General features: G+C 64.4%; 15 protein-coding genes. 12 read left to right on the top strand and 3 right to left on the bottom strand.

What is annotated here, in order from left to right:
• Positions 1–60: 60 nt before the first annotated feature.
• Positions 61–801 (bottom strand): FadR/GntR family transcriptional regulator, encoded by a 741-nt coding sequence (locus tag BMX92_RS21900; protein WP_093020567.1) that lies wholly within the window; start codon positions 799–801, stop codon positions 61–63.
• Positions 802–956: 155 nt separating this feature from the next.
• Between BMX92_RS21900 and BMX92_RS21895 the strand changes: the two genes are divergently transcribed.
• Genes BMX92_RS21895 through BMX92_RS21880 form a run of 4 tightly spaced genes read left to right on the top strand, consistent with a single transcriptional unit; the run spans position 957 to position 9,536 of the window.
• Positions 957–3,320: a S9 family peptidase gene (locus BMX92_RS21895; RefSeq protein ID WP_218145821.1), complete on the top strand. Its 2,364-nt coding sequence runs from the start codon at positions 957–959 to the stop codon at positions 3,318–3,320.
• An 11-nt stretch (positions 3,321–3,331) separates the two neighbouring features.
• Positions 3,332–6,073 carry a DUF5695 domain-containing protein gene (locus tag BMX92_RS21890; RefSeq protein WP_218145820.1) on the top strand — a complete coding sequence of 914 codons (2,742 nt, stop codon included), beginning with the start codon at positions 3,332–3,334 and terminating at the stop codon, positions 6,071–6,073.
• Complete coding sequence (locus BMX92_RS21885; protein ID WP_218145819.1) at positions 6,073–8,037, top strand: Svx/AvrXca family virulence/avirulence protein; 1,965 nt, start codon at positions 6,073–6,075, stop codon at positions 8,035–8,037. Before BMX92_RS21890 ends, BMX92_RS21885 begins: the two co-directional genes overlap by 1 nt.
• A 5-nt stretch (positions 8,038–8,042) precedes the next feature.
• Entirely contained in the window at positions 8,043–9,536 is a 1,494-nt protein-coding gene (locus tag BMX92_RS21880; RefSeq protein WP_093020509.1) for a peptide MFS transporter, read from the top strand.
• Here the strand turns inward: BMX92_RS21880 and BMX92_RS21875 are convergent, their stop codons facing one another.
• Positions 9,537–10,727 (bottom strand): M24 family metallopeptidase, encoded by a 1,191-nt coding sequence (locus BMX92_RS21875; RefSeq protein ID WP_093020561.1) that lies wholly within the window; start codon positions 10,725–10,727, stop codon positions 9,537–9,539.
• A gap of 194 nt (positions 10,728–10,921) precedes the next feature.
• Here BMX92_RS21875 and BMX92_RS21870 point away from each other — a divergent pair, with 194 nt between their 5' ends.
• The 5 genes from BMX92_RS21870 to BMX92_RS21850 are packed head-to-tail and all read left to right on the top strand — an operon-like array spanning position 10,922 to position 16,885.
• Positions 10,922–12,103, top strand: coding sequence for an acyl-CoA dehydrogenase family protein (locus BMX92_RS21870; protein WP_093020559.1), 1,182 nt, complete (start codon positions 10,922–10,924; stop codon positions 12,101–12,103).
• The gene (locus tag BMX92_RS21865; RefSeq protein WP_093020507.1) at positions 12,100–13,710 is read left to right on the top strand and encodes a carboxyl transferase domain-containing protein; all 1,611 of its coding nucleotides are present in this window, start codon (positions 12,100–12,102) and stop codon (positions 13,708–13,710) included. Before BMX92_RS21870 ends, BMX92_RS21865 begins: the two co-directional genes overlap by 4 nt.
• A 21-nt stretch (positions 13,711–13,731) precedes the next feature.
• Complete coding sequence (locus BMX92_RS21860) at positions 13,732–15,585, top strand: acetyl/propionyl/methylcrotonyl-CoA carboxylase subunit alpha (RefSeq protein WP_093020557.1); 1,854 nt, start codon at positions 13,732–13,734, stop codon at positions 15,583–15,585.
• A complete protein-coding gene (locus tag BMX92_RS21855; protein WP_093020505.1) occupies positions 15,585–16,037 on the top strand; it encodes a MaoC family dehydratase in 453 nt (150 codons plus the stop codon). The genes BMX92_RS21860 and BMX92_RS21855 overlap by 1 nt, the downstream gene beginning before the upstream one ends.
• Positions 16,034–16,885, top strand: a complete 852-nt coding sequence (locus tag BMX92_RS21850; protein WP_093020503.1) for an HpcH/HpaI aldolase/citrate lyase family protein — start codon at positions 16,034–16,036, stop codon at positions 16,883–16,885. The genes BMX92_RS21855 and BMX92_RS21850 overlap by 4 nt, the downstream gene beginning before the upstream one ends.
• A 4-nt stretch (positions 16,886–16,889) precedes the next feature.
• On the opposite strand, the gene BMX92_RS21845 is transcribed toward BMX92_RS21850, so the two are convergent.
• Entirely contained in the window at positions 16,890–18,119 is a 1,230-nt protein-coding gene (locus BMX92_RS21845) for an NAD(P)/FAD-dependent oxidoreductase (RefSeq protein ID WP_093020501.1), read from the bottom strand.
• 265 nt (positions 18,120–18,384) lie between these two features.
• Between BMX92_RS21845 and BMX92_RS21840 the strand changes: the two genes are divergently transcribed.
• The 3 genes from BMX92_RS21840 to BMX92_RS21830 are packed head-to-tail and all read left to right on the top strand — an operon-like array spanning position 18,385 to position 22,040.
• Positions 18,385–19,041 carry a GntR family transcriptional regulator gene (locus tag BMX92_RS21840; RefSeq protein WP_093020499.1) on the top strand — a complete coding sequence of 219 codons (657 nt, stop codon included), beginning with the start codon at positions 18,385–18,387 and terminating at the stop codon, positions 19,039–19,041.
• A 21-nt stretch (positions 19,042–19,062) separates the two neighbouring features.
• Positions 19,063–20,478 carry an amino acid permease gene (locus BMX92_RS21835; protein WP_093020497.1) on the top strand — a complete coding sequence of 472 codons (1,416 nt, stop codon included), beginning with the start codon at positions 19,063–19,065 and terminating at the stop codon, positions 20,476–20,478.
• Between the two features lie 53 nt (positions 20,479–20,531).
• Entirely contained in the window at positions 20,532–22,040 is a 1,509-nt protein-coding gene (locus BMX92_RS21830) for a glycoside hydrolase family 27 protein (protein WP_093020555.1), read from the top strand.
• Positions 22,041–22,271 lie beyond the last annotated feature (231 nt).

Raw genomic sequence — 22,271 nt, 5'->3', positions numbered from 1 at the left:
GCCCCTTTGCTGTCAATCCCCAATCGCCGCTATCATCGGAAGAGGCAGGATTTCAGCGCCTTATCGACGCAGCGCAATCTGCATGTCGGACAGCGCCAGTTCGATCAGCGTCCGCATCGCCTTTTGCGCCTGACGCGGATTCTGCGCGGCGATCTCGCGATAGAGGGCGCGATGCTCCGGCATCGGGTCGCGCGGCGATTCCTGCACCCGCTGCTTGGTCGCCGTGGTCCAGGCGATCGCCGACATGATCGAACTGGACAGGGCATAGAGCATCTCGTTGCACGCCGCTTCCATCAGCAATCCATGGAATCGCTGGTCCGCCGCTCGCCCCTTTTCCGTCGCCAGCGTGTATCGCTCCATCGCGTCCAGCGCATTGGCCATGTCCACCAACTGCCCGTCATTACGCCGCAAAGCCGCCATTTCCGCCGCCTGCGGCTCCACCATCATGCGCAGCTCGAACAGGTCGCGCAGAAATTCCTCGGTCGGCGCGGACTGGATCTGCCAGGCCAGCACATCTGGATCGAGCATGCTCCATTTGCGCCGCTCATTGACCTTGGTCCCCGCCTTGGGCTTGCTGCTGACCAGCCCCTTGGCGGTCAGGATGCGGAAGGCTTCCCGCAGCACCGATCGCGATATGCCCAATGTTTCGGCATGGTCCACCTCGGCCGCGAAGACATGGCCGACGGGCAGCGTACCACTGACGATCTGGATCGCGATACGCTGTGCCACGGCATGGTGCAGCCGCCCCGTCATCAGCGGCGCGATACCCCCGCCCTCTGCCTGAAACCGCTGATCATCCATGCCCGTCATCCAATCCTTTTACGCCTTATGCCATGCCGCCTTCGTCGGGCCAGCATGAAAAAGGCTGATCTTATATCGTATATTATTGTTGACCTGTCCATGGTTCACGGTCATGACGGCGCCATCTTTTCCAAAAACTACAGGTGCCAGGTCCCGTGCGTGCCCGTCTTACCCTTGTTTCCCGGTCGATCAGCCTCCTCGCCCTTGCCGGCGCGATCATCGCCATGGCGGCCCCGACCCATGCCCGGACCACGGCACCGGCAGCCGCCGCCGCGCCGGACATCCGCGCCCGCTATGCCCTGTCCGACAAGTTCAATGGCCAGGGCCTGTCCGACCTGATCGACAATGCAGACGTCGCCCCGCGCTTCGTCGCCGAGGGCAAGGGTCTGTTCTACCGCACCGGCAATCGCCTCGCGCAGAGCTACACCTATGTCGATCTTTCGACGCTCGCCAAGACGCAGGTCGCGACCACCGCGCAGATTCTCGCCGCTCTGAGCGCCGCAACCGGCAAGAGCGTCGACGCAGAAGCCGCCCATATCGCCGAAGTCGATTATGATCCGGCGACCAAGACTCTGCGCTTCGCCGCGCTGGATGGCCGCTGGACCCTCGCCGCCGATGGCAAGGCCGAGAAGATCGTCGAAGCGCCACGGAAGGAAGACCTCTCCCTCCCTTCACCCGACGGCCGCTTCCGCATCGTCGCGCGCAATTACAACCTGATCGCGGTCGATACGAAGAGCGGCAAGCAAGTCGCCCTCACCACTGACGGCACCCGCGAACAGCCCTATGGCCGCTCCATCCCGCAACTTGCCGACATATTGCGCGCCGGCACCGAAGAACCGGACATGCCCGTGTCCGGCGCATGGTCGCCCGATGGCCGTTATCTGCTGAGCTGGCGGCTCGACACGCGCGACGTGAAGAAGCTCTCCATCACCCAGCAAAACCCGCCGGGCGAATTTTATCCGCGCAGCTTCTCCTATGTCTACCCGCTCGCCGGCGCGGAAAAGCTGCCGCAGGCGACCCGCTTCGTCATCGACATCGAACAGGCGATGAAGGCGGGCAAGGCGAAGATCGTGCCGCTCGCGATTCCCTCGGAATCCATCCTCTATCCCTCGCCGCCCGACATGGGCTGGGTGAACGGCAAGCCGCGCATCCTCTGGACCGAACGCGGCTACAAGCAACAGGCGGTCTATCAGGCTGATCCCGACAGCGGCGCCGCGCGCATCGTCGCGCATGAAGCGGTCAAGCCGCTCGTCACCGTCACGTCCAGCATGATCCTGCCCGCGCCTGATCTGGGCGGAGAACTCTCCATCTCCGAACGGTCCGGCTGGGCGCAGCTCTATCTCGTCACCCCTGATGCGCCCGATGGCGGGAAACCGCTTACTCGGGGGGAATGGGAAGTGCTGTCGGTCGACCATGTCGCCGGGGACAAATCCTCCCTCATCGTCACCGGCGTGGGCCGCGAAAAGACCCGCAATCCCTATTGGCGCGCACTCTATCGCGTTTCGCTGAACGGCGGCGACCCGACCGAACTGACGCCCGAACCGCTCGATCATGACGCGACCCTGTCCGACGACGGCCGATGGATCGTCGACCAGATGTCCAGCCCCACCAGCCCCACTCACGCCGTGCTGCGCGAGGGGCAGACCGGCAGGATCGTCATGGACCTCGCCACCGCCGACGACAGCCGCCTGCGCGCCGTCGGCTATACATCGCCCGAACCGTTCCAGGGCGTCGCGGCGGACGGCCATACGCCGATCTACGGCATGATCTTCCGCCCGGCGAACTTCGATGCGAAGCGCCGCTACCCCATCATCGACAATGTCTATACCGGCCCGACCACGACCGACGTGCCGGCCACCTGGAACGACGCGCATCGCGTGGCCGGCAATGCCGTGGCGCAGATCGGCGCGATCGTGGTGATGATCGACGGCACCGGCACCTCCCGCCGGGGACAGGCCTTCCGCCTGCCCGCCTATCAGAATCTGGGCGAAGTCGGCTTGGACGATCATATCAGCCTCATCCGACAGATGGCCGCGAAATATCCCTATATGGACGCCACCCGCGTCGGCGTGTTCGGCGGATCGGCCGGCGGTTACGACACCGCCCGCTTCGTGCTGCGGCGTCCGAATTTCTTCACGGTCGGCGTCTCCTCCTCCGGCAATCACGACCTCCGCCTCGACAAGACATGGTGGCCCGAAGTGTCCATGGGCAACCCGGACGAAGCGACATGGGAGCGCAACAGCAACATGTCGGTCGCCGGCAATCTGATGGGCAAGCTGCTGCTGATCCATGGCGATATCGACGACAATGTGCCGGTGACGGAAAGCTTCCGCCTCGCCAAGGCGCTGATGGATGCCGGGCGCGACGTCGATCTGGTCGTCCTGCCCAACACCACCCACCGCGTCTATCAGCCCTTCTTCTGGAAGAAGCTGCGCGACTATTTCACGCTCAACCTGCTGGGCGAAACCCCGCCCGCGCTCACGGCTCCACAGGCCGCCCGCACCCCCGCCGCGAAATGACGAGGACGACCATGATCAAGAAGCTCCCCCTGATCGCCCTGCTGCTGGCGTCCGTGCCCGCGCTGATCCCGGCGCAGGCCGCCTTCGCCGAGGCTCAGCCCGCCAGGAAGGTCATCCCGCCGATCGCGAAGACCGCGTACAAGACGCCGACCTTCGACCTTGCGCTCCGCACCGACACGCAGACGCTGGCGCATCTTTCGCCCAGCGGCGACGCCGCGTTCGATTATGTCCCCGCCGCCCGCGAAGCGGAACGGGCTGGCGACGGCTATGTCCATATCGGCGACCTCCATCTCCGCCTGAAGAGCGGCGATGGCGCATGGCAGGATTATGCCTCCGCCCATGCCCGCAAACCGATCGTGAAGCTGGTCGCGCGCGGCGATATACTGGCCGCCGCCGACATCACCGCATCGATGGGCGCGGGCATCCCGCTGCGCGTCGAACGCCAATGGGTCAACGACAATGGCGTCCTCGCCCTGCGGTTTACGCTGGTCAACAGCAGCAACGCCCCGGTCGAGATCGGTTCGCTCGGCATGCCGATGGTGTTCGACAATATCATCCTCGACCGCGATCTGGATCAGGCGCATGCGCAGGCCAGCTTCGTCGATCCCTATATCGGTCGCGACGCCGGCTATTTGCAGGTGACGCGCCTAAATGGTCAGGGTCCGGCGCTACTGGTCCTGCCCGAGAAGAACACGCCGCTCGAAGCCTATCGCCCGGTCCTCGAAGCCCGTGCGGCGCCCAAGGACGACATCTTCACCGACCGCAGCCCGCGCACGCAGGTCTCCGAAGGCTTTTACGACTGGACCGTCGCCAGCAAGGGTTTCGTCGACAAGGAATGGGCCAAGGCCGGCCCGCAATGGAATGACGCGACCAGCATCACGCTCGCGCCCGGCCAGAGCCGCACCATCGGCCTGCGCTTCGTCACCGCGCCCAGCATCCGCGCGATCGAGGATACGCTGGTCGCCAACAAGCGCCCCGTCGCAGTGGGCATCCCCGGCTATGTCGTGCCCACCGACCAGTCGGCCAGCCTTTACCTCAAATCCGCCAGCCCCGTCGCGAAGATCGAGAGCTTCCCCGCCGGGGCGCTGACCGCCACGCCGGTCGAAAGCAGCCCCGGTTCGGCACGCTATGATGTGAAGGCGTCGGGCTGGGGTCAGGCCCGCCTGACCGTCACCTATGCCGATGGGCAGGCCCAGACCGTCAGCTACTATATCACCAAGCCGCTGGAGCAGGTGATGGCCGATATCGGCCATTTCACCACGACGAACCAGTGGTTCGAGGGCAAGGATGATCCCTTCCACCGCTCGCCTGCCATCCTCTCCTATGACCGGGAAGAGAATAAGATCCTGACGCAGGACGGTCGCGTCTGGGTCGCGGGGATGAGCGACGAGGGGGGCGCGGGCAGCTGGGTCGCCGCCGCGATCAAGCAGCTCGACAACCCCAATGCGGAGGAAGTCGCCAAGCTCGAACGCGTGGTCAATGAAACCGTGCTCGGCCATCTTCAGGTCGCCGATGGCCCGCAAGCCGGCGCGGTCAAGAAGAGCCTCTTCTACTACGACCCGAAGTTATTTCCGGACTATTATGATCCGGCGATCAACTGGAAGAACTGGACCGCCTGGTCCAAGAAGGATTCGGACGATCTCGGCCGCTCCTACAATTACCCCCATGTCGCGATCGGCCATTGGGTGCTGTACCGCCTTGCCCGCGACAATCAGGGTTTGGTGAAGCAGCATGACTGGCGCTTCTATCTCGACTGGGCCTATCGCACCTCGGTTGCGATGATGCGCGACGCGCCCTATTATGCCCAGTTCGGCCAGATGGAAGGCGACATCTTCCTCGACATCCTCAAGGATCTGAAGCGCGAAGGCCTGACGACCGAGGCCACCGAAATGGAGAAACTGATGAAGGGCCGCGCCGATCACTGGCGCACGCTCAAATATCCGTTCGGCAGCGAAATGGCCTGGGACTCCACCGGCCAGCCCGAAGTCTATGCCTGGATGCGCTATTTCGGTTATCAGCCGCAGGCGGATGTAACCAAGGAGGTTATCCTTGGCTATGATCCGACCATCCCAAGCTGGGGCTATAATGGCAATGCCCGCCGCTATTGGGACTTCCTCTATGGCGGGAAGGTATCGCGGATCGAACGGCAGATTCACCATTATGGGTCTGCGCTCAACGCGGTGCCTTTGTTCGACGCCTATCGCCAGAACCCGGACGATCTCCACCTGCTGCGCGTCGCCTATGGCGGCATGATGGGCGGCATCACCAATATCGACCAGCAGGGCTTCGGCGCCGCCGCCTTCCATAGCTGGCCCGACATGATGAAGTGGGATGCGATCAGCGGCGATTATGGCATGGGCTTTTACGGCCATGCGATCGCTTCGGCCACCTATGCGGTGAAGGACAAGGATCTGGGCTGGCTAGGTTTCGGCGGCAAGGTCACGGACGACGCGGGTAAAATCCATATCGTGCCGCAGGATGGCGCCCGCCGCCGCCTGTTCATCGCGCCCGCAGGCCTGTGGATCACGCTGGAGGCCGGCCGCATCGTCAGCGCCGATTATGACGCCGCTTCGGGACAGGTTGTACTGACGCTCGATCCCGCCGACGCGGCGACAGCCAAGGCCCGCCTGCTGTTCGAAACCACGACGAAGGACGGCAAGCCCTATGCGTTCAGCGGCGGCACGGCCGACCGGGGCGGCTATGCCATCCCGCTCAGCACCACCGCCACCCGCATCACGCTGACGCCGCGCTGATGACGATGCGCCGCGCCCTCCTCGCCTCAGCGCTTGGTCTGACGATGGGGGGCGCGGCGCTGGCCGCCCTGCCCCGGTCGCAGAATTTCACAGGGGCCGATCGCTGTCCTATTTCCAGCACAACGGCTAGGCTTTCGCCTGAAAATTGCACGGCGGCACTTTCCGATAGGATCAGCCCCGCGCAACAAAATGTCGAAACCAGCGGGAAATATGCGAAGTTAAGCCCCGGAAATCCTATTTGCGCCACCGCCCCCTGGACCGTCGCAGCGACCGATCCGGGCGACGCGGCCAACTCTGCTTTGCCGCTCCAGATGGAAAGCGCCCATGTCGCCTTCCACTGGAAGCCCGGCACCGTCGATCCGGCCGATGCAAAAGCGGCGGCCGCGCATCTGGAATATGTCTGGTCCTACTTCATCGACACATTGGGCTTCCCGATGCCCCATTGCGGCGATGCCACCAAGTATAAGGTCAACGCCTATATCGGCGTCGATTATGGCCTGACCGGCGGCACGGACTCGCTCGGCCATATGGGCATGTGGATCGGGCCGGGCGCGCTCAGGGACCGGTTCGGCCTCGCCCATGAACTGACCCACGCCTTGCAGGCCGCGACCGGCCGGCTGATGGACTCGCCCTATACCGGCTGGATGTTCGAAAGCCACGCCAACTGGATGACCACCCAGTTGCCCGAATTTCGCGGCAACACCCATTGTTCGGTGCTGCTCAAACAATATCCGCACCTTTATTATGGCTCGACCCGCTCGCGCTACTGCAACTGGCAATGGTTCGAATATCTCAAAGACCGGCACGGCTATGATGCCGTCAACGCCCTTTGGCGCACCGCGCCGGGCAAGGACGATCCCGCCCGCCTGACCGCCGACCCCTTCACCGTCCTCCGGTCGAACATGGGCTGGACCCAGGACCAGTTGAACGACGCCTTCGGCGACTGGGCGCTGCACAACGCCAATTGGGATTATGCCAATGGCGCCGTCTATCGCAAAAACTATGGCGGCTACGACCAGAGTAGCGGCCCCGATATATTGGCCGCGACGGTGCTGGACCCGGTCGATGCCGAAAAGCGCCGCTATGCCGTGCCGGACATGTGGGCGCCGCAACGCTGGGGCTATAATATCGTCAAACTGAACCCCGACGCCGGACAAAGCCGCGTCAGCGTCACCTTCCGCGGCATCGTGCAACAGGCAGCCGTCACCGCGAAGCTGCCCGGCCTCGCCGACGAACCGGACAGCATCCCGCCGCCCGCCTCCGACTGGCGCTGGGGCGTGGTCGCGGTCGGCGCGGACGGCAAGAGCCGCTACAGCCCGCTCCAGCGGGGCGCGCGCGCCCAGACGGCAATCGCCATACGCCCCGATGACAAGGGCCTCTATCTCGTCGTGATGGCAACACCGTCGCAGATGCAGAAAATCCGCTGGGACCAGCCCTATTATTCCATCTACCGCTATCCCTGGATGATGGAACTGGACGGCGCGCGGCCCGACGCGCCCGCGCCCATCCCCGGCGGCCATCGCCATCCCAATGGCGGCGGCTGGGTCGGCCCGGACGCAAAGGTCGCCGCCACCGCCTATGTCGGCCCCTATGCCCGCGTCCTGTCCGGCACCGTCGCCGACCGGGCACGGGTGGAGGATCATGCCGTCGTCTCTGACCGAGCGCAGCTACGCGACAAGGCTATCATCGCCGGTCTCACCGTCCTGCGCGGCGACACGATCCTTCGCGGCAATGCCCGTGCAGCGACGTCCATGTTGGGCATCGGCGAATATGAGAAAGGGATCATCCTGTCCGGCACAGCCCAGACCATCGGCGATGTAGAACATCGCGGCGGCCAGTTCGACAAGGGCGTCTCCTACGGCTTCGTCGATCAGGCCGCCGTTACCGACCCGAAACGTGGCGCAGAGCTGACTGCCCCCGTGCCCGAAGTCACCGCCAAACCCGACTATCGCTGGATTCCCTGACGAATATGACGATCACCCAGCCGGAAGCCGAAATGCTCTGGGGCCATCCCAAGGGTCTCTACGTTCTCTTCTTCACCGAATTGTGGGAGCGTTTCTCCTTCTACGGCATGCGCGCGCTGCTCATCTTCTATCTGACGCGCCATTTCCTCTATTCGGGCGAGCAGTCGGGCCTGCTGTACGGCTCTTATCTGGCGCTGGTCTTCCTCTCGCCCATGATCGGCGGCTATCTCGCCGACCGGTGGCTGGGCCAGCGCAAAGCTGTGCTGTTCGGTGGGCTGGTGATCGCCAGCGGCCATATCACCCTCGGACTGGAGGATGCCCTCGGCGCCTCGGCACAGGGCGTCTTCTGGATCGGCCTGTCGCTGATCGTGGTCGGCACCGGTTTCCTCAAGGCCAATATCTCCGCGCTGGTGGGCAAGCTCTACGCCGCCCATGATCCCCGCCGGGACAGCGCCTACACCCTCTTCTACATGGGCATCAATCTGGGCGGCGCGATCGGCCCCGTCATCTGTGGCGTTCTGGGCGAGACTTTGGGCTGGGGCTATGGCTTCGGCGCGGCGGCGATCGGTATGATCGCGGGCGTCATCGTCTTCGCGCGCGGCAAGCGCCATCTGCTGGGCGGCGGCGAAGCGCCCGATCCAGCCGCGCTCACCCAGCCCGTCTTCGGCGTGAAGCGCGAATGGATGATCTATGGTCTCACCCTGCCGCTGACCCTGCTCAGCTGGCTGCTGCTGATATCGCCCAGACTGACCGGCACCCTGCTGGCCGTCGGCGGTATAGCGATCGGCCTGCTGCTGGTCTGGATCGCCCTCGCCCGACTGGCGGGCGAAGACCGCAGCAAGCTGCTCTACGCACTAGCCCTCATCGTCATCCAGCCCGTCTTCTGGGGCCTGTACGAACAGAGCGGCTCCTCGCTCAGCCTCTTCATCGACCATCATGTGAACCGCATGATCCTGGGCCATGAAGTCCCGGCCTCGGTCTTTCAGGCACTGCCGCCCTTCTTCGTCTGCCTGATCGCTTTGCCCTTCGCCGCGCTCTGGCTGCGCCTCGCAAGGGCGAACCGGATGCCCACGCCGATCAGCAGCTTCGCCTTCGGCATCATCATGGTCGGCGGGGGCTTCGTGCTGATGGCGCTGGCGCAGTGGGTGCCGGTGGATCAGAAGGTGCCGCTCGCCTTCATCTTCCTGCTTTTCCTCTGCCATGCGATTGGCGAAATGTGCCTGTCGCCCGTCGGCCTTTCGGCGATGTCGCGCTTCGCCCCGCGCCATATGCTCAGCTTCCTGATGGGCACATGGTTCCTGGCGACGGCGGCAGGCAATTTCAGTGCCGGCGTGATCGCCTCGGTGATCGAGGCGATGGGCGGCGGCGCCAATGGCGGCGACCGCGCGATCATCCTCGACGCCTATTTGCGCATCGGTCTGGTCGCGGCGGCGATTGGCGCGATGGTTCTGGTGGTCAATATCAGCGCGCAACGGATGCTGCGTCCCGATATTCGGTAATTATTCTGCAAAAGGCCGATCGATCGCCACCTGCGGCTGGGTGAACCACTGCGCCCCCGCTTCGGTCACGTAAAAATGATCTTCCAGCCGGATGCCGAAGCGCTGCGGCACGACGATCATCGGCTCGTTGGAAAAACACATGCCCGGTTGCAGCGGGGTCTTGTCCCCGCGCACCAGATAGGCCGGTTCATGAATCGACAGGCCGATGCCATGGCCGGTGCGGTGCGGCAGGCCCGGCAGACGATAATCCGGCCCCAGCCCCGCCTTTTCCAGCACCGCCCGCGCCGCAGCGTCCACGCTCTCGCAGGGCGCGCCGGGCACGACGGCATCGAAAGCCGCCTGCTGCGCTTCCTTCTCCAGCGCCCAGATATCGCGCGCCTGATCGTCCACCGCGCCGAAGGCATAAGTGCGGGTAATGTCCGAATGATAGCCCTCGATCGTGCAGCCCGTGTCGATCAACACCAACTGCCCCTCCTCCAGCGCCCGATCTCCCGGCAGGCCATGGGGATAGGCGGTCGCCTCGCCGAACTGCACGATGCAGAAGCTGGAGCCCTTCGCCCCCAGCCGACGATGCGCCTCATCGATGAAGCGCGTCACTTCGCTCGCTCTTATGCCGGGGCGCAATATGCGGGCTGCGGCGGCATGCACCTGCAACGTCATCGCCTTGGCCTGTTGCATCAACGCCAGCTCTGCGGCTGACTTGACCATGCGGCAACCGCTGACGACCGGCGTGGCATCGACCAGCTTGGCGCTCGTCCCTTGCCGCAACCGCTCGGCAAAGTGGAAGGGCAATTCCGGGTCCACCGCCACCGTCCGCACGCCGGCCTCCGACAGTGCGTCGATCACCAGCGCGACCGGATCTTCATCCTCCTGCCAGGACCGGATATCGGCGCCGATCGCCAGATCCGCCTCCAGCGTCCCGATCTCGAAATGCGGGCAGATGATGATCGGGTCACGCCCCGGCACCAGCAGCATCGCGACCAGCCGCTCGCTCTGCCCCCATGGCACCGCCGAAAAATAGCGCAGCGACGCCCCGGCATTGACCAGCAACGCCTGCGCGCCGATCCCATCAGTCAGCGCCTGCGCCCGCACCAGCCGGTCCAGCCGCTCCGCCACCGCGATCGGCGCGGCGCGATCGGCCCAGGGTTGCATCCGGCCCAGTTCGGCCTCGACGCTCGATCCACCAATCATGAAATATCCTTTGCACGCGATACTATGGGCCCAATATGCGATTGCGGTCCGCGCTGGCATTGCCGCCCTATGCACCGGACGATCACCGACCGCATCCATCATAGACAGCCTCTATGCCGTTCCCCTGCATCTTTCAATTTTCCAAAGGGGCCCGACCGCCGTAAAAATGCGTTCAGACCATGTTGGAGAGGATGATGGCTGAACTCGACTTCGCCCTGGGCGAAATGGCGGACATGATCCGTGACGCCACCCGGCGCTTCGCGCAGGACCGGATCGCCCCGTTGGCCGCCGACATTGATGCAAAGGACAGTTTCCCGCGCGAACTCTGGCCGGAAATGGGCGCACTCGGCCTGCACGGCATCACCGTGGATCAAGAGGATGGCGGCCTGGGCCTGGGCTATCTCGAACATCTTGTCGCCTGTGAGGAGGTCAGCCGTGCGTCCGCCTCCATCGGCCTCAGCTATGGCGCCCATTCCAATCTGTGCGTGAACCAGATTCGCCGATGGGCCAATCCCGAACAAAAGGCCCGCTATTTGCCCGGTCTGATTTCAGGTGAGCATGTCGGCAGCCTCGCCATGTCGGAAGCCGGTGCGGGATCGGACGTCGTGTCGATGAAGCTGCGGGCGGACCGGGTCGATGGCGGCTTTCGCCTGAACGGCACCAAATATTGGATTACCAACGCTCCTTATGCCGACACGCTGGTGGTCTATGCCCGTACCAGCCCGGATGCCGGATCGCGCGGCATCACCGCCTTCTTGATCGAAAAGGGCTTTGCGGGCTTCTCGATCGGGCAGAAGATCGACAAGGTCGGGATGCGCGGATCGCCCACGGCGGAACTGGTCTTCAACGACTGTTTCGTGGCGGACAGCCAGGTGATGGGCCCGCTCGACGGCGGCGTCAAAGTGCTGATGTCGGGCCTCGACTATGAACGGGTGGTGCTGTCGGGCATCCAGATCGGCATCATGCAGGCTTGCCTGGACGTCGTGCTGCCCTATGTCCGCGAACGTCGCCAATTTGGCCGGCCGATCGGCGACTTCCAACTGATGCAGGCGAAGGTCGCCGACATCTATGTCGCGCTCAACAGTTCGCGCGCTTATGCCTATGCCGTCGCCCGCGCCTGTGACGCCGGGCAGACGACCCGCTTCGACGCGGCCGGCTGCATCCTGCTCGCTTCGGAAAATGCCGTAAAGGTCGCTGGCGAAGCGATACAGGCGCTGGGCGGCGCGGGCTATACGAAGGACTGGCCGGTCGAACGCTATTGGCGCGACGCCAAGCTGCTCGACATCGGCGCGGGCACCAACGAAATCCGCCGCATGCTGATCGGCCGTGAACTGGTCGGCGATGATGGCGCCCGCGCACTACAGGCCGCGTCATGACCCGGCTGCGCAGTGCGGTCGACACCGCGTCGGACGGCTTCGCCGCCAATGCCACCCATAATCGCGCGCTGGCCCACGACCTGCGGGACAGGATAGCCACCAGCGCGCTGGGCGGTTCGGAACAGCATCGGGCCCGGCATGTCGCACGCGGGAAACTGTTGCCGCGCGACCGGATCGAACGCCTGCTCGATCCCGCCTCTCCCTTTCTGGAGGTCGGCGCGCTGGCGGCCAACGGCATGTATGGCGCTGCGGACGGACAGGACGGAGCGCCGGGCGCCGGGATGATCGCGGGCATCGGCCGGGTTGCCGGACGCGAATGCATGATCGCGGCCAATGATCCGACGGTGAAGGGCGGCGCCTATTTCCCGATGACGGTAAAGAAGCATCTGCGTGCGCAGGAAATCGCCCGCGAAAACCGGCTGCCCTGCATCTATCTGGTGGATTCCGGTGGCGCGAACCTGCCCCATCAGGCCGAAGTCTTCCCCGATCGCGATCATTTTGGCCGCATCTTCTTCAATCAGGCGCAAATGTCGGCAGAAGGCATAGCGCAGATCGCCTGCGTCATGGGCAGTTGCACCGCCGGTGGCGCCTATGTCCCGGCCATGTCAGATGAAACGGTGATCGTCCGCAATCAGGGCACGATCTTCCTCGCCGGGCCGCCGCTGGTGCAGGCGGCCACCGGCGAAATCATCTCGGCGGAGGAACTGGGCGGCGCGGACACCCATGCCCGCAAGTCCGGCGTGGTCGATCATGTCGCCGACGATGACGAACATGCGCTGCTGATCGTGCGCGATATCGTAGCGACCCTCAACCGGCCCAAGGCGGCCGATATCGACATCACCGCTCCCCGCCCCCCGCTGCACGATCCACAGGAGCTTTACGGCATCATCCCGCAGGATGTCCGGGCGCCCTATGATGTCCATGACGTGATCGCCCGCATCGTCGACGGGTCCGAATTTCACGCCTTCAAACCGCTCTACGGCACGACTCTGGTTTGTGGCTTCGCCCGCATCTGGGGCATGCCAGTGGCGATTCTCGCCAATAATGGCGTCCTTTTCTCCGAAAGCGCGCTAAAGGGCGCGCATTTCATCGAACTGGCCTGCCAGCGCCGGGTGCCGCTGCTGTTCCTCCAGAATATCTCGGGCTTCATGGTCGGCGGCAAATATGAAGCCGAAGGCATCGCCAAAAATGGCGCCAAGCTCGTCACCGCCGTCGCCACCGCCTCCGTGCCCAAGATCACCGTGCTGATCGGCGGCAGCTTTGGCGCGGGCAATTACGGCATGTGCGGTCGCGCCTATTCCCCCCGCTTCCTCTTCACATGGCCCAATGCCCGGATTTCGGTGATGGGTGGCGAACAGGCTGCCAGCGTGCTGGCGACCGTGCATCGCGACGCCGCGACTTGGAGCGCGGAGGAAGCGGAGGCCTTCAAGGCGCCGATCCGCCAGAAATATGAGGATGAAGGCAATCCCTATCATGCCACCGCGCGTCTATGGGACGATGGCATAATAGACCCCGCACAGACCCGCGACATTCTGGGCCTCGCTTTCTCCGCGACGCTGAACGCGCCCATTCCTCAGACGCCGAAATTCGGCCTGTTCCGGATGTGATCGATGGATAGCGCACCCGCCATGATCGAAAGCCTGCTGATCGCCAACCGGGGCGAGATTGCCCGCCGCATCATCCGGACAGCCCGACGCATGGGCATCCGCACCATCGCGGTCCATTCCGATGTCGATGCGACGATGCCCTTCGTGCGCGAAGCTAACGAAGCGATCGCCATTGGCGGCGCGTCGGCCGCCGACAGCTATCTGCGCCAGGACCGGCTGATCGATGCGGCACGGACCAGCGGCGCCGCTGCCATCCATCCGGGCTACGGATTTCTGTCGGAAAATGCCGATTTTGCCGAAGCCGTCATGGCGGCGGGCCTGATCTGGGTCGGCGCCCCGCCCGCCAGCATTCGCGCCATGGGCCTGAAGGACGCCGCAAAGCAGCGCATGATCGCCGCCGGCGTCCCCGTCACCCCCGGATATCTGGGCGCCGACCAGTCGCCCGACCAACTGCGATCGGAAGCGGACGCCATCGGCTATCCCGTCCTGATCAAGGCCGTGGCCGGCGGCGGCGGCAAGGGCATGCGCCGGGTCGATGCCGCCACCGACTTTGCCGACCTGCTGGAAAGCTGCAAGCGGGAGGCGGCGGCGTCTTTCGGCGACGACCGCGTCCTGATCGAAAAATATATCCTCTCGCCCCGACATATTGAGGTGCAGGTCTTTGGCGACAGCCACGGATCGGTCGTCCATCTCTTCGAACGCGACTGTTCGCTGCAACGCCGCCATCAGAAGGTGATCGAGGAAGCGCCCGCTCCCGGCATGGATGCCCCGACGCGCGCGGCCCTCTGCGACGCAGCGGTCCGCGCCGCCCGCGCCGTCGACTATGTCGGCGCCGGCACGATCGAGTTCATCGCCGATGGATCGGAAGGGCTGCGGGCCGATCGTATCTGGTTCATGGAAATGAACACCCGGCTTCAGGTCGAACATCCGGTGACGGAGGCCATCACCGGACAGGATCTGGTCGAATGGCAGTTGCGGGTCGCCAGCGGGCAGCCCTTGCCCCGGCGACAGGAAGAACTGTCGATCAATGGCTGGGCGATGGAGGCGCGACTCTATGCCGAAAATCCTTCCACCGGCTTCCTGCCCTCGACCGGCCCGCTCGAACGGTTGCGCTTTCCCGCCAATGCTCGAGTCGACAGCGGGGTCGAGGAAGGCGGCGAAGTCACCCCCTATTATGACCCCATGATCGCCAAGCTGATCGTGCATGGCGCAACGCGCGGCGAAGCTGCCGCCCGGCTGGCGCGGGCCGCCTGCGATGTGCAGGTCTGGCCGGTACGCACCAACGCCGCGTTTCTGTCACGCGCCGCCGCCCATCGTGACTTTGTGGCGGGTCATGTCGACACCGGCTTCATCGATCGGCACGCCGGGCAACTGATCCCCGCGCCCGATCCGTCGCCCTCGGTGCTCGCCAGCGCCGCCGCCGCCATCCTGCCCGTTTCGACCGGCGATCCATGGGACAGTCTGCGCGGCTTCCGCGCCAACGCCGCCCCCTCCCGGCAGGTCGAAGTGGAGGTGGCAGGCAAGCCCTATATCGTGACGCCCGCCAGCGACCGCCCCACCGCGACCGCCCATGGCGTCCTGTTCCTCGACGGGGAAGCCTGGCCCTTCGGCCTCCGGCGCGCCGATCCTGTCGATGGCGCCGATGCAGGCGACGGCGCCATTCTCTCCCCCATGCCCGGCCGCATCATCGCCGTGTTGGTCGAACGGGGGCAGCGGGTCGAAAAAGGCCAGAAACTGCTGGTGATGGAGGCGATGAAGATGGATCAGGCGTTGCTCGCCCCGTTCGACGGCATCGTCGCGGATCTCAAGGCGGCAACCGGCGCACAAGTGTCCGAAGGCACATTGCTGGTGCGGATCGAACGGGGAGAAGACTGATGGCCGGGCGGCATTATGACGAATGGAAGATCGGCGATGCGATCGTCCATGATATCCGCCGCACGGTGACGGAAACGGACAATCTGCTCTTCTCGGTCATGACCCATAATCCCCAACCGCTGCATATCGACGCCGAAGCCGCCAGAGCCTCCGAATTCGGACAAATACTCGTCAACGGCACCTTCACCTTCTCGCTGATGATCGGGCTGACCATAGCGGATACGACGCTCGGCACGCTGATCGCCAATCTTGGCTATGACAAGCTCGCGATGCCCAAGCCGGTCTTTCTCGGCGACACGCTACGCGCCGAGACGCAGGTCCACGACCTGCGCGACAGTCGATCGCGACCGGGATCGGGCATCGTCACCTTCGCGCATCACCTCCGCAACCAGCGGGACGAGGTCGTCTGCCAATGCCTGCGCATGGCCCTGCTCAAGGGATCGCGCGCATGAGGCTGCGCTCGCTGCTCTTCGTGCCGGGCGACCGGCCCGACCGGTTCGACAAGGCGGCGGCCAGCGGCGCCGACGCGCTGATCCTCGATCTGGAAGATTCTGTCGCGGCATCGGCAAAGGCGGCCGCACGGGCCGCGGTGGTAGAGCGGCTGCGCGCGCCTCGCGGCGACGTGCGGTTGTTCGTGCGGATCAATTCGCTCGACACCCTGCTGGAAGAACAGGACCGGGCCGCGCTAGCCGGGCTGTCGCCGGACGCCATCCTTCTGCCCAAGGCGGAAGGCGCCGCCAGCGTGCACAGGCTGGCCGAACGCCTAGCCGCATCGCGAATAGACGCGCCCATCCTGCCGATCGCGACCGAAACGCCAGCGGCGATATTCCAGTTGGGCAGCTATGCCCAAGCTAATGCCCACCTCATCGGCCTCACCTGGGGCGCGGAAGATCTTCCCGCAGCGATCGGCGCCACCTCCAGTCGGGAGGAGGATGGGCGCTATACCCCACCCTATGAAATGGTCCGGTCGCTCACCCTGTTCGGCGCTCATGCTGCCAGCGTTGCCGCGATAGAAACCGTCTATCCCGCATTGCGTGATCTAAATGGCCTCGACGCCTATGCGCGCCGTGCGGCCCGCGACGGCTTCACAGCCATGATGGCGATCCATCCTGATCAGATAGCGATCATCAACGCCGCCTTCACGCCCGATGCGGATCAGATCGCTCAGGCCCGACGCATCGTCACGGCCTTCGCAGCAGCACCGGGCGCAGGCGCGCTTCAGGTCGATGGCCGCATGGTCGACGCACCACACCTCAAGCAAGCCCGCCATCTTCTCATCCGGGCGGGCTATCCGGACTGACCCGTCATCCGTTCCCCGCATAGCGGGTCAGGTCGAACGGCGCGACCGGCACGGCCGGTTTCGCTTCCGTCATCAGCGCCGTCATCAACCGCGCGGTGATCGGCGCCAAGGTCAGCCCCAGATGCTGGTGCCCGAAAGCGTAGAAGAGATTGTCCACCTTTTGCGACTGCCCGATCGCGGGCAGATAGTCGGGCAGCGTGGGGCGACAACCCATCCAGCGCGTGAACGGACTCCTGATCGGCAGGCCCAGTTCGGCGACATGCCGTTCCAGTCTCTCCCATTTGCGTGGATCGGCTGACGCATCGACGCGGCCCAGTTCCACGAAACTCGCCGCCTGCACGCTGTTGCGATAGCGGGTAACGATCATTGATCGCTCTTCATAGACGACCGGCGGCAGACCGTCCGGCCAGTCGGTGGCATCGGCGCGAATATGATAGCCGCGCTCGGCGATCATCGGCACCTTGTGCCCCACCGCCTCCATCAACGCGCGGGATCGGACACCGGCACAGACCAGAATGCGATCCGCCTCCACACCCGGCACCTCGATCCGCCGCCCCGATCGACGCATGGTCGCCCGCCGCCCGACAATTTCACCGCCCTGCGCCAGGAAGGCGGTGCGCAAGGCCTGACGCAGCAGCGCCAGATCGGCAATCTGCCCACTCCCCGAAAAGCGGATCGCTCCCGCGATCGGCTGCGCGCCCAGTTGCGACAGTCCGGCCAATTGCGCTTCCGGCACATCATGTATTCGGGCTGTGCCGGTATCGGCCGCCTCCCAGCCCGCCCGTCCGGCCGCTGCGGCATCGGCATCATGCCAGACGATATAATGGCCTTCCTGCCGCACCATATACGGCGCGCCGATCCGCGTCGCCAGATCGGTCCAGGCCGGCATCGCCTGTGCCAGCAATCCGCGCAGCACATCGCTGCCATGACGGAAGCGCGCAGGCCGCGCCGCCGCCATCAACCGCAGGCCGAAGGGCAGCCAGGCCCCCATCGCCGACAAGGGAAAGTCCAGCGCCCCGCCCCGTGCGAACAGCCGGCCCGGCACGCTGCGCAACAGCGACAGCGACGCCAGCGGCGCAACCTGCTCAACCGCAATATGACCGGCATTGCCCCATGACGCCGCCTGCCCGCCTTCATCATCATCGATCAGCACCACCGCCTGCCCGGCGTCGAGCAGGTCGATGCCAGTGGAAAGCCCCACCACGCCGCCACCGATTATTGCTATGCGCCCCACAAAAACTCCATTGCATCGGCCTGTTAATATCGTATACGTTATATCAACAGAGCAGATAGCGCACCAGGTTCGGTCCGACAATGATAGATTTTCATCCCTCCACGCAATGGCAACCGGCTCGCCGGTCGCTGCGCGTTGCGATGACAATATTGGACAGACTTACAACAACCGTGCTTTTGCAGTGCAATAGGCGATTATCTACCATATACGTTCGCTTCGCGACGCATTTGTCCCGCGTCGCAGCGCTCTATATGGAGAGATATAGGTGACCATTGTCGTCCGCACCCTTGCCGAACGCATATTCGAGGTGATCCGGGAACGGATCGTCGAAGGGAAATTGCCTGATCGCGAGCCTGTCCGTCAGGATGCGCTGGCCGCCGAACTAGGCGTCAGCAAGATCCCTTTGCGTGAAGCACTGGCGCGGCTGGAACATGAAGGATTGCTGACCAGCCAGGCCAATCGCGGCTGGTTCGTGCGGCCCATGTCGGCCGACCAGGCGGAGGAAATCTACCTGTTGCGCCTCGCCACCGAACCGGTTGCCGCCGCCTTCTCCTGCGGCCGCGCAACGGACGAGGACAAACAGGCAGCGATCAAGGCCTTCGAACGACTGGATGCGGCAGCGCATGACAATCTGAACGACGTCGCCGTGCGCAATCGCGAATTCCATGTCGCGCTGGTGCGGCCGGGCGGTCGGCTGCTGACCACCCAGTTGGTCGAACGCCTCGAAGTGCTCGCCGAACGTTATGTGCTGGCCCATCTCGCCCCGGCGGGACGCGGCGATCGCGCGCATGAGGAGCATCAGGCCCTGCTCGACGCCTGGCTCGCGGGCAATGCCGACACGGTTCAGGCACTACTGACCCAACATATCGCCAGCACGCTCGACGATCTTCGCGCGCATTTCGCCGCCAGCCATACTCAGTGATCCGCTAAAAAAGGGGAATTCATGCTCGGACCACGCAAATCCATCGAGTCACTCGCAAGGCGCGAGTCCGGGCATAGTCTGGCCAAGACGTTAAGCTGGCCGCATCTGATCGCGCTGGGCGTCGGCGCGATCGTGGGCACCGGCATCTATACGCTGACCGGCGTGGGTGCCGAACGCGCCGGTCCCGCCGTCATCCTCGCCTTCGCCATTGCCGGCGCGGTCTGTGCCTGCGCCGCGCTCGCCTATGCCGAAATGGCGACGCTGATTCCGGCGGCAGGCAGCGCCTATACGTTCAGCTACGCGGCGATGGGCGAAATCATCGCCTGGGTCGTCGGCTGGAGCCTGATCCTGGAATATTCGCTCGCCTGTTCGACCGTGGCGGTCGGCTGGTCGGGCTATCTGGTGGGCTGGCTGCAATCGGCGGGCATTCATCTCCCCGCCATGCTGCTGGTCGGGCCGCATGGCGGCGGCCTCATCAACCTGCCCGCCGTGGCAGTCGCACTCGCCGTGATGGGCATGCTGATCGCCGGCACCCGCGAAAGCGCGACGCTCAATATCATCCTCGTCATCATCAAACTGGTCGCCCTGTCGATCTTCGTCGCGATCGCGCTGCCCGCCTTCCACTCGACCAATCTTGAACCCTTCATGCCCTATGGCTTCGCCAGCACGGAAATCGAAGGGCAGAAACGCGGTGTGATGGCCGCCGCTGCCATCGTCTTCTTCGCCTTTTACGGCTTCGACGCCGTGGCCACCTCGGCGGAGGAAGCCAAGAATCCGGGCCGCGACCTCACCATCGGCATCATTGGATCGATGCTGGTCTGCACGCTTATCTACATGGCGGTCGCCATCGCCGCGATCGGCGCCCTGCCTTTCCAGCAGCTCGCCAACTCGCCCGAACCGCTTGCCCTCGTCCTGCGTCAGTTGGGCCAGCCGGTCGCCGCGCATCTAATCGCGCTTGCCGCCGTCATTGCCCTGCCCTCGGTCATCCTGGTGATGATGTATGGCCAGAGTCGCGTCTTCTTCGTCATGGCGCGCGACGGCCTGCTGCCGCGCAGCCTGGCCAAGATCAGCCCGCGCACTGGCGCGCCCACCCGCATCACGCTGATTACCGGCGTATCGATCGCGCTGGTCGCCGGCATCTTCCGGCTCGATGAAATCGCAGAGCTGGCCAATGCCGGCACGCTGATCGCCTTCATGGCGGTGGGCGCCTGCCTGATGATCCTGCGCCGCCGGTCGCCCGAACTGCCACGCCTGTTCCGCTGCCCACAGCCCTATGTCGTCGGCACGCTGACGATCCTGGGCTGCGCCTATCTGCTGTTCAGCTTGCCCAATGCGACGCTGGTGCGCTTCGGCGCCTGGAACGTGATCGGCTTGCTCTTCTACTTTCTCTACAGCCGTAGCCGCAGCGACGCCCGACGGGATGCCGCCACCGCCTGACGGCGGCGCATCCTTCCCTCTTTTAGTCCCCATTGATCCGAAAGGAGATCGCGATGTCGCGCGCCCTGTTCGCCACCCTCGCCGCCATCCTCAGCCTTGCCTCCTCCGCCGCTGCAAAGACGCCGTTCGACGGCATCTGGCTGTTCGACGATGCGCCGCCCACCCCCGGCGTCACCATGATGGAGGTGAAGAGCAAGGGTGCAAAGATCGAAGGCAGCGTGACGACGCTCTGGTACGGCCCGGTCGAGATGCACAATCCCCGCATCGCCGACGGCAAATTGCTGTTCGAAGCGCGCAACATCAATGATCGCGATCACCCCACGCGCAGCTGGAGCGTCAGCCTGACCGACGGCAAACCGCATCTGGAAGGGCAAATCTGGGAGAGCAAGGTCGCGATAGACGGCTATCGTGGCGCCACGAAGGACGCCAAGGCTCGCGCCTTCCAGTTCGCCGCGTTGCCGCCGCTCGGCCAGCCCATCCCCAGCCAATTGGCCGCCACCCCGCCCATGGGCTGGAGCAGCTGGAACAAATTCGCCGAACATATCGATGACAAGACCGTGCGCGCCATGGCCGATGCGATGGTGTCGACCGGCCTGCGCGATGCGGGCTACACCTATATCAATATCGATGACGGCTGGCAGGGCCAGCGCGACACCAAGGGCGTGCTGCACCCCAATGCCAAGTTCCCGGACATGAAGGCCCTGACCGATTATGTTCACAGCAAGGGGCTGAAGATCGGCATTTACTCCTCGCAGGGGCCACGCACCTGCGCCGGCTATGAGGGCAGCTATGGCCATGTCGCGCAGGATGCGAAGAGCTTCGCCGACTGGGGCTTCGACTATCTAAAATATGATCTTTGTTCGGGCGAATGGTTCTATGCCGATGCCGACACGGTCAAGCGCAGCTATCATGAAATGGGCGCGGCGCTTCAGGCGACCGGGCGGGACATGATCTTCTCGCTCTGCGAATATGGCCGCTTCGACGTGGGAAGCTGGGGCCGGGACGTGGGCGGCCAGTTGTGGCGCACGACGGGCGACATTACCGACGATTATCCGACCATGGCGAAGATCGGCTTCGACAAGAATGGCAATCCCGACCATGCCGGCCCGCATGGCTGGAACGATCCCGACATGCTGGAAATCGGCAATGGCGGGATGAGCGCGGACGAATATCGCACCCACATGACCCTGTGGGCCATGGCCGCCGCGCCGCTGATGATGGGCCATGACCTGCGCGAAACCAGTCCGGAAACGTTGGCGATGCTGACCAACCGCCGCGTCATCGCCATCGATCAGGACGCGCGCGGAGTTCAGGGTAGGGCGATCCGCAAGCAGGGCGATCTGGAAATCTGGACCAAGCCGCTGGCCGACGGCCGCGTCGCCCTGGCCCTGTTCAATCGCGGGACACAGGCCGCATCGCTGGCGCTGACCGCCGCCGATGCCGGCTTCGCGAGCGTATCGGGGGTCGACGATATCTGGTCGGGCGCAAAAACCGCCACCCTTCCCGCCAGCTACAGCGTGCCCGCCCATGGTGCGGTGATGATCGCCATAGCCGGGCGCTAGAGCGGGATGCCAACACCGTAAATCGTCATAGCGAGCGCAGCGAAGCAATCCATTTTGGCGTTCATGGATTGCCTTGCTGGGTTCGCAATGAAGGCGCGGATCGAAACAAAGTCAGCATAATCTAGAGTCGGATGATATCAGATTGATCCGTATCCGGAATTGATGAGATATTTGCGGCATTCTGCGGGACTGAAAGCATCGAGCAGCGATCCGATGCGGCGCCATGTTGCT

Source organism: Sphingobium sp. YR768, from assembly GCF_900111125.1.
In the GTDB taxonomy this organism is placed as follows: Bacteria; Pseudomonadota; Alphaproteobacteria; order Sphingomonadales; family Sphingomonadaceae; genus Sphingobium.
Note: the sequence above shows the minus strand (reverse complement) of the source record. Positions and strands in the feature narration are given on the sequence as shown.

Coding starts and splice junctions, on each gene's coding strand:
- BMX92_RS21900 (WP_093020567.1), bottom strand. CDS start 801: ATGGATGATCAGCGGTTTCAGGCAGAGGGCGGGGGTATCGCGCCGCTG.
- BMX92_RS21890 (WP_218145820.1), top strand. CDS start 3,332: ATGATCAAGAAGCTCCCCCTGATCGCCCTGCTGCTGGCGTCCGTGCCC.
- BMX92_RS21885 (WP_218145819.1), top strand. CDS start 6,073: ATGACGATGCGCCGCGCCCTCCTCGCCTCAGCGCTTGGTCTGACGATG.
- BMX92_RS21880 (WP_093020509.1), top strand. CDS start 8,043: ATGACGATCACCCAGCCGGAAGCCGAAATGCTCTGGGGCCATCCCAAG.
- BMX92_RS21875 (WP_093020561.1), bottom strand. CDS start 10,727: ATGATTGGTGGATCGAGCGTCGAGGCCGAACTGGGCCGGATGCAACCC.
- BMX92_RS21870 (WP_093020559.1), top strand. CDS start 10,922: ATGGCTGAACTCGACTTCGCCCTGGGCGAAATGGCGGACATGATCCGT.
- BMX92_RS21865 (WP_093020507.1), top strand. CDS start 12,100: ATGACCCGGCTGCGCAGTGCGGTCGACACCGCGTCGGACGGCTTCGCC.
- BMX92_RS21860 (WP_093020557.1), top strand. CDS start 13,732: ATGATCGAAAGCCTGCTGATCGCCAACCGGGGCGAGATTGCCCGCCGC.
- BMX92_RS21855 (WP_093020505.1), top strand. CDS start 15,585: ATGGCCGGGCGGCATTATGACGAATGGAAGATCGGCGATGCGATCGTC.
- BMX92_RS21850 (WP_093020503.1), top strand. CDS start 16,034: ATGAGGCTGCGCTCGCTGCTCTTCGTGCCGGGCGACCGGCCCGACCGG.
- BMX92_RS21835 (WP_093020497.1), top strand. CDS start 19,063: ATGCTCGGACCACGCAAATCCATCGAGTCACTCGCAAGGCGCGAGTCC.
- BMX92_RS21830 (WP_093020555.1), top strand. CDS start 20,532: ATGTCGCGCGCCCTGTTCGCCACCCTCGCCGCCATCCTCAGCCTTGCC.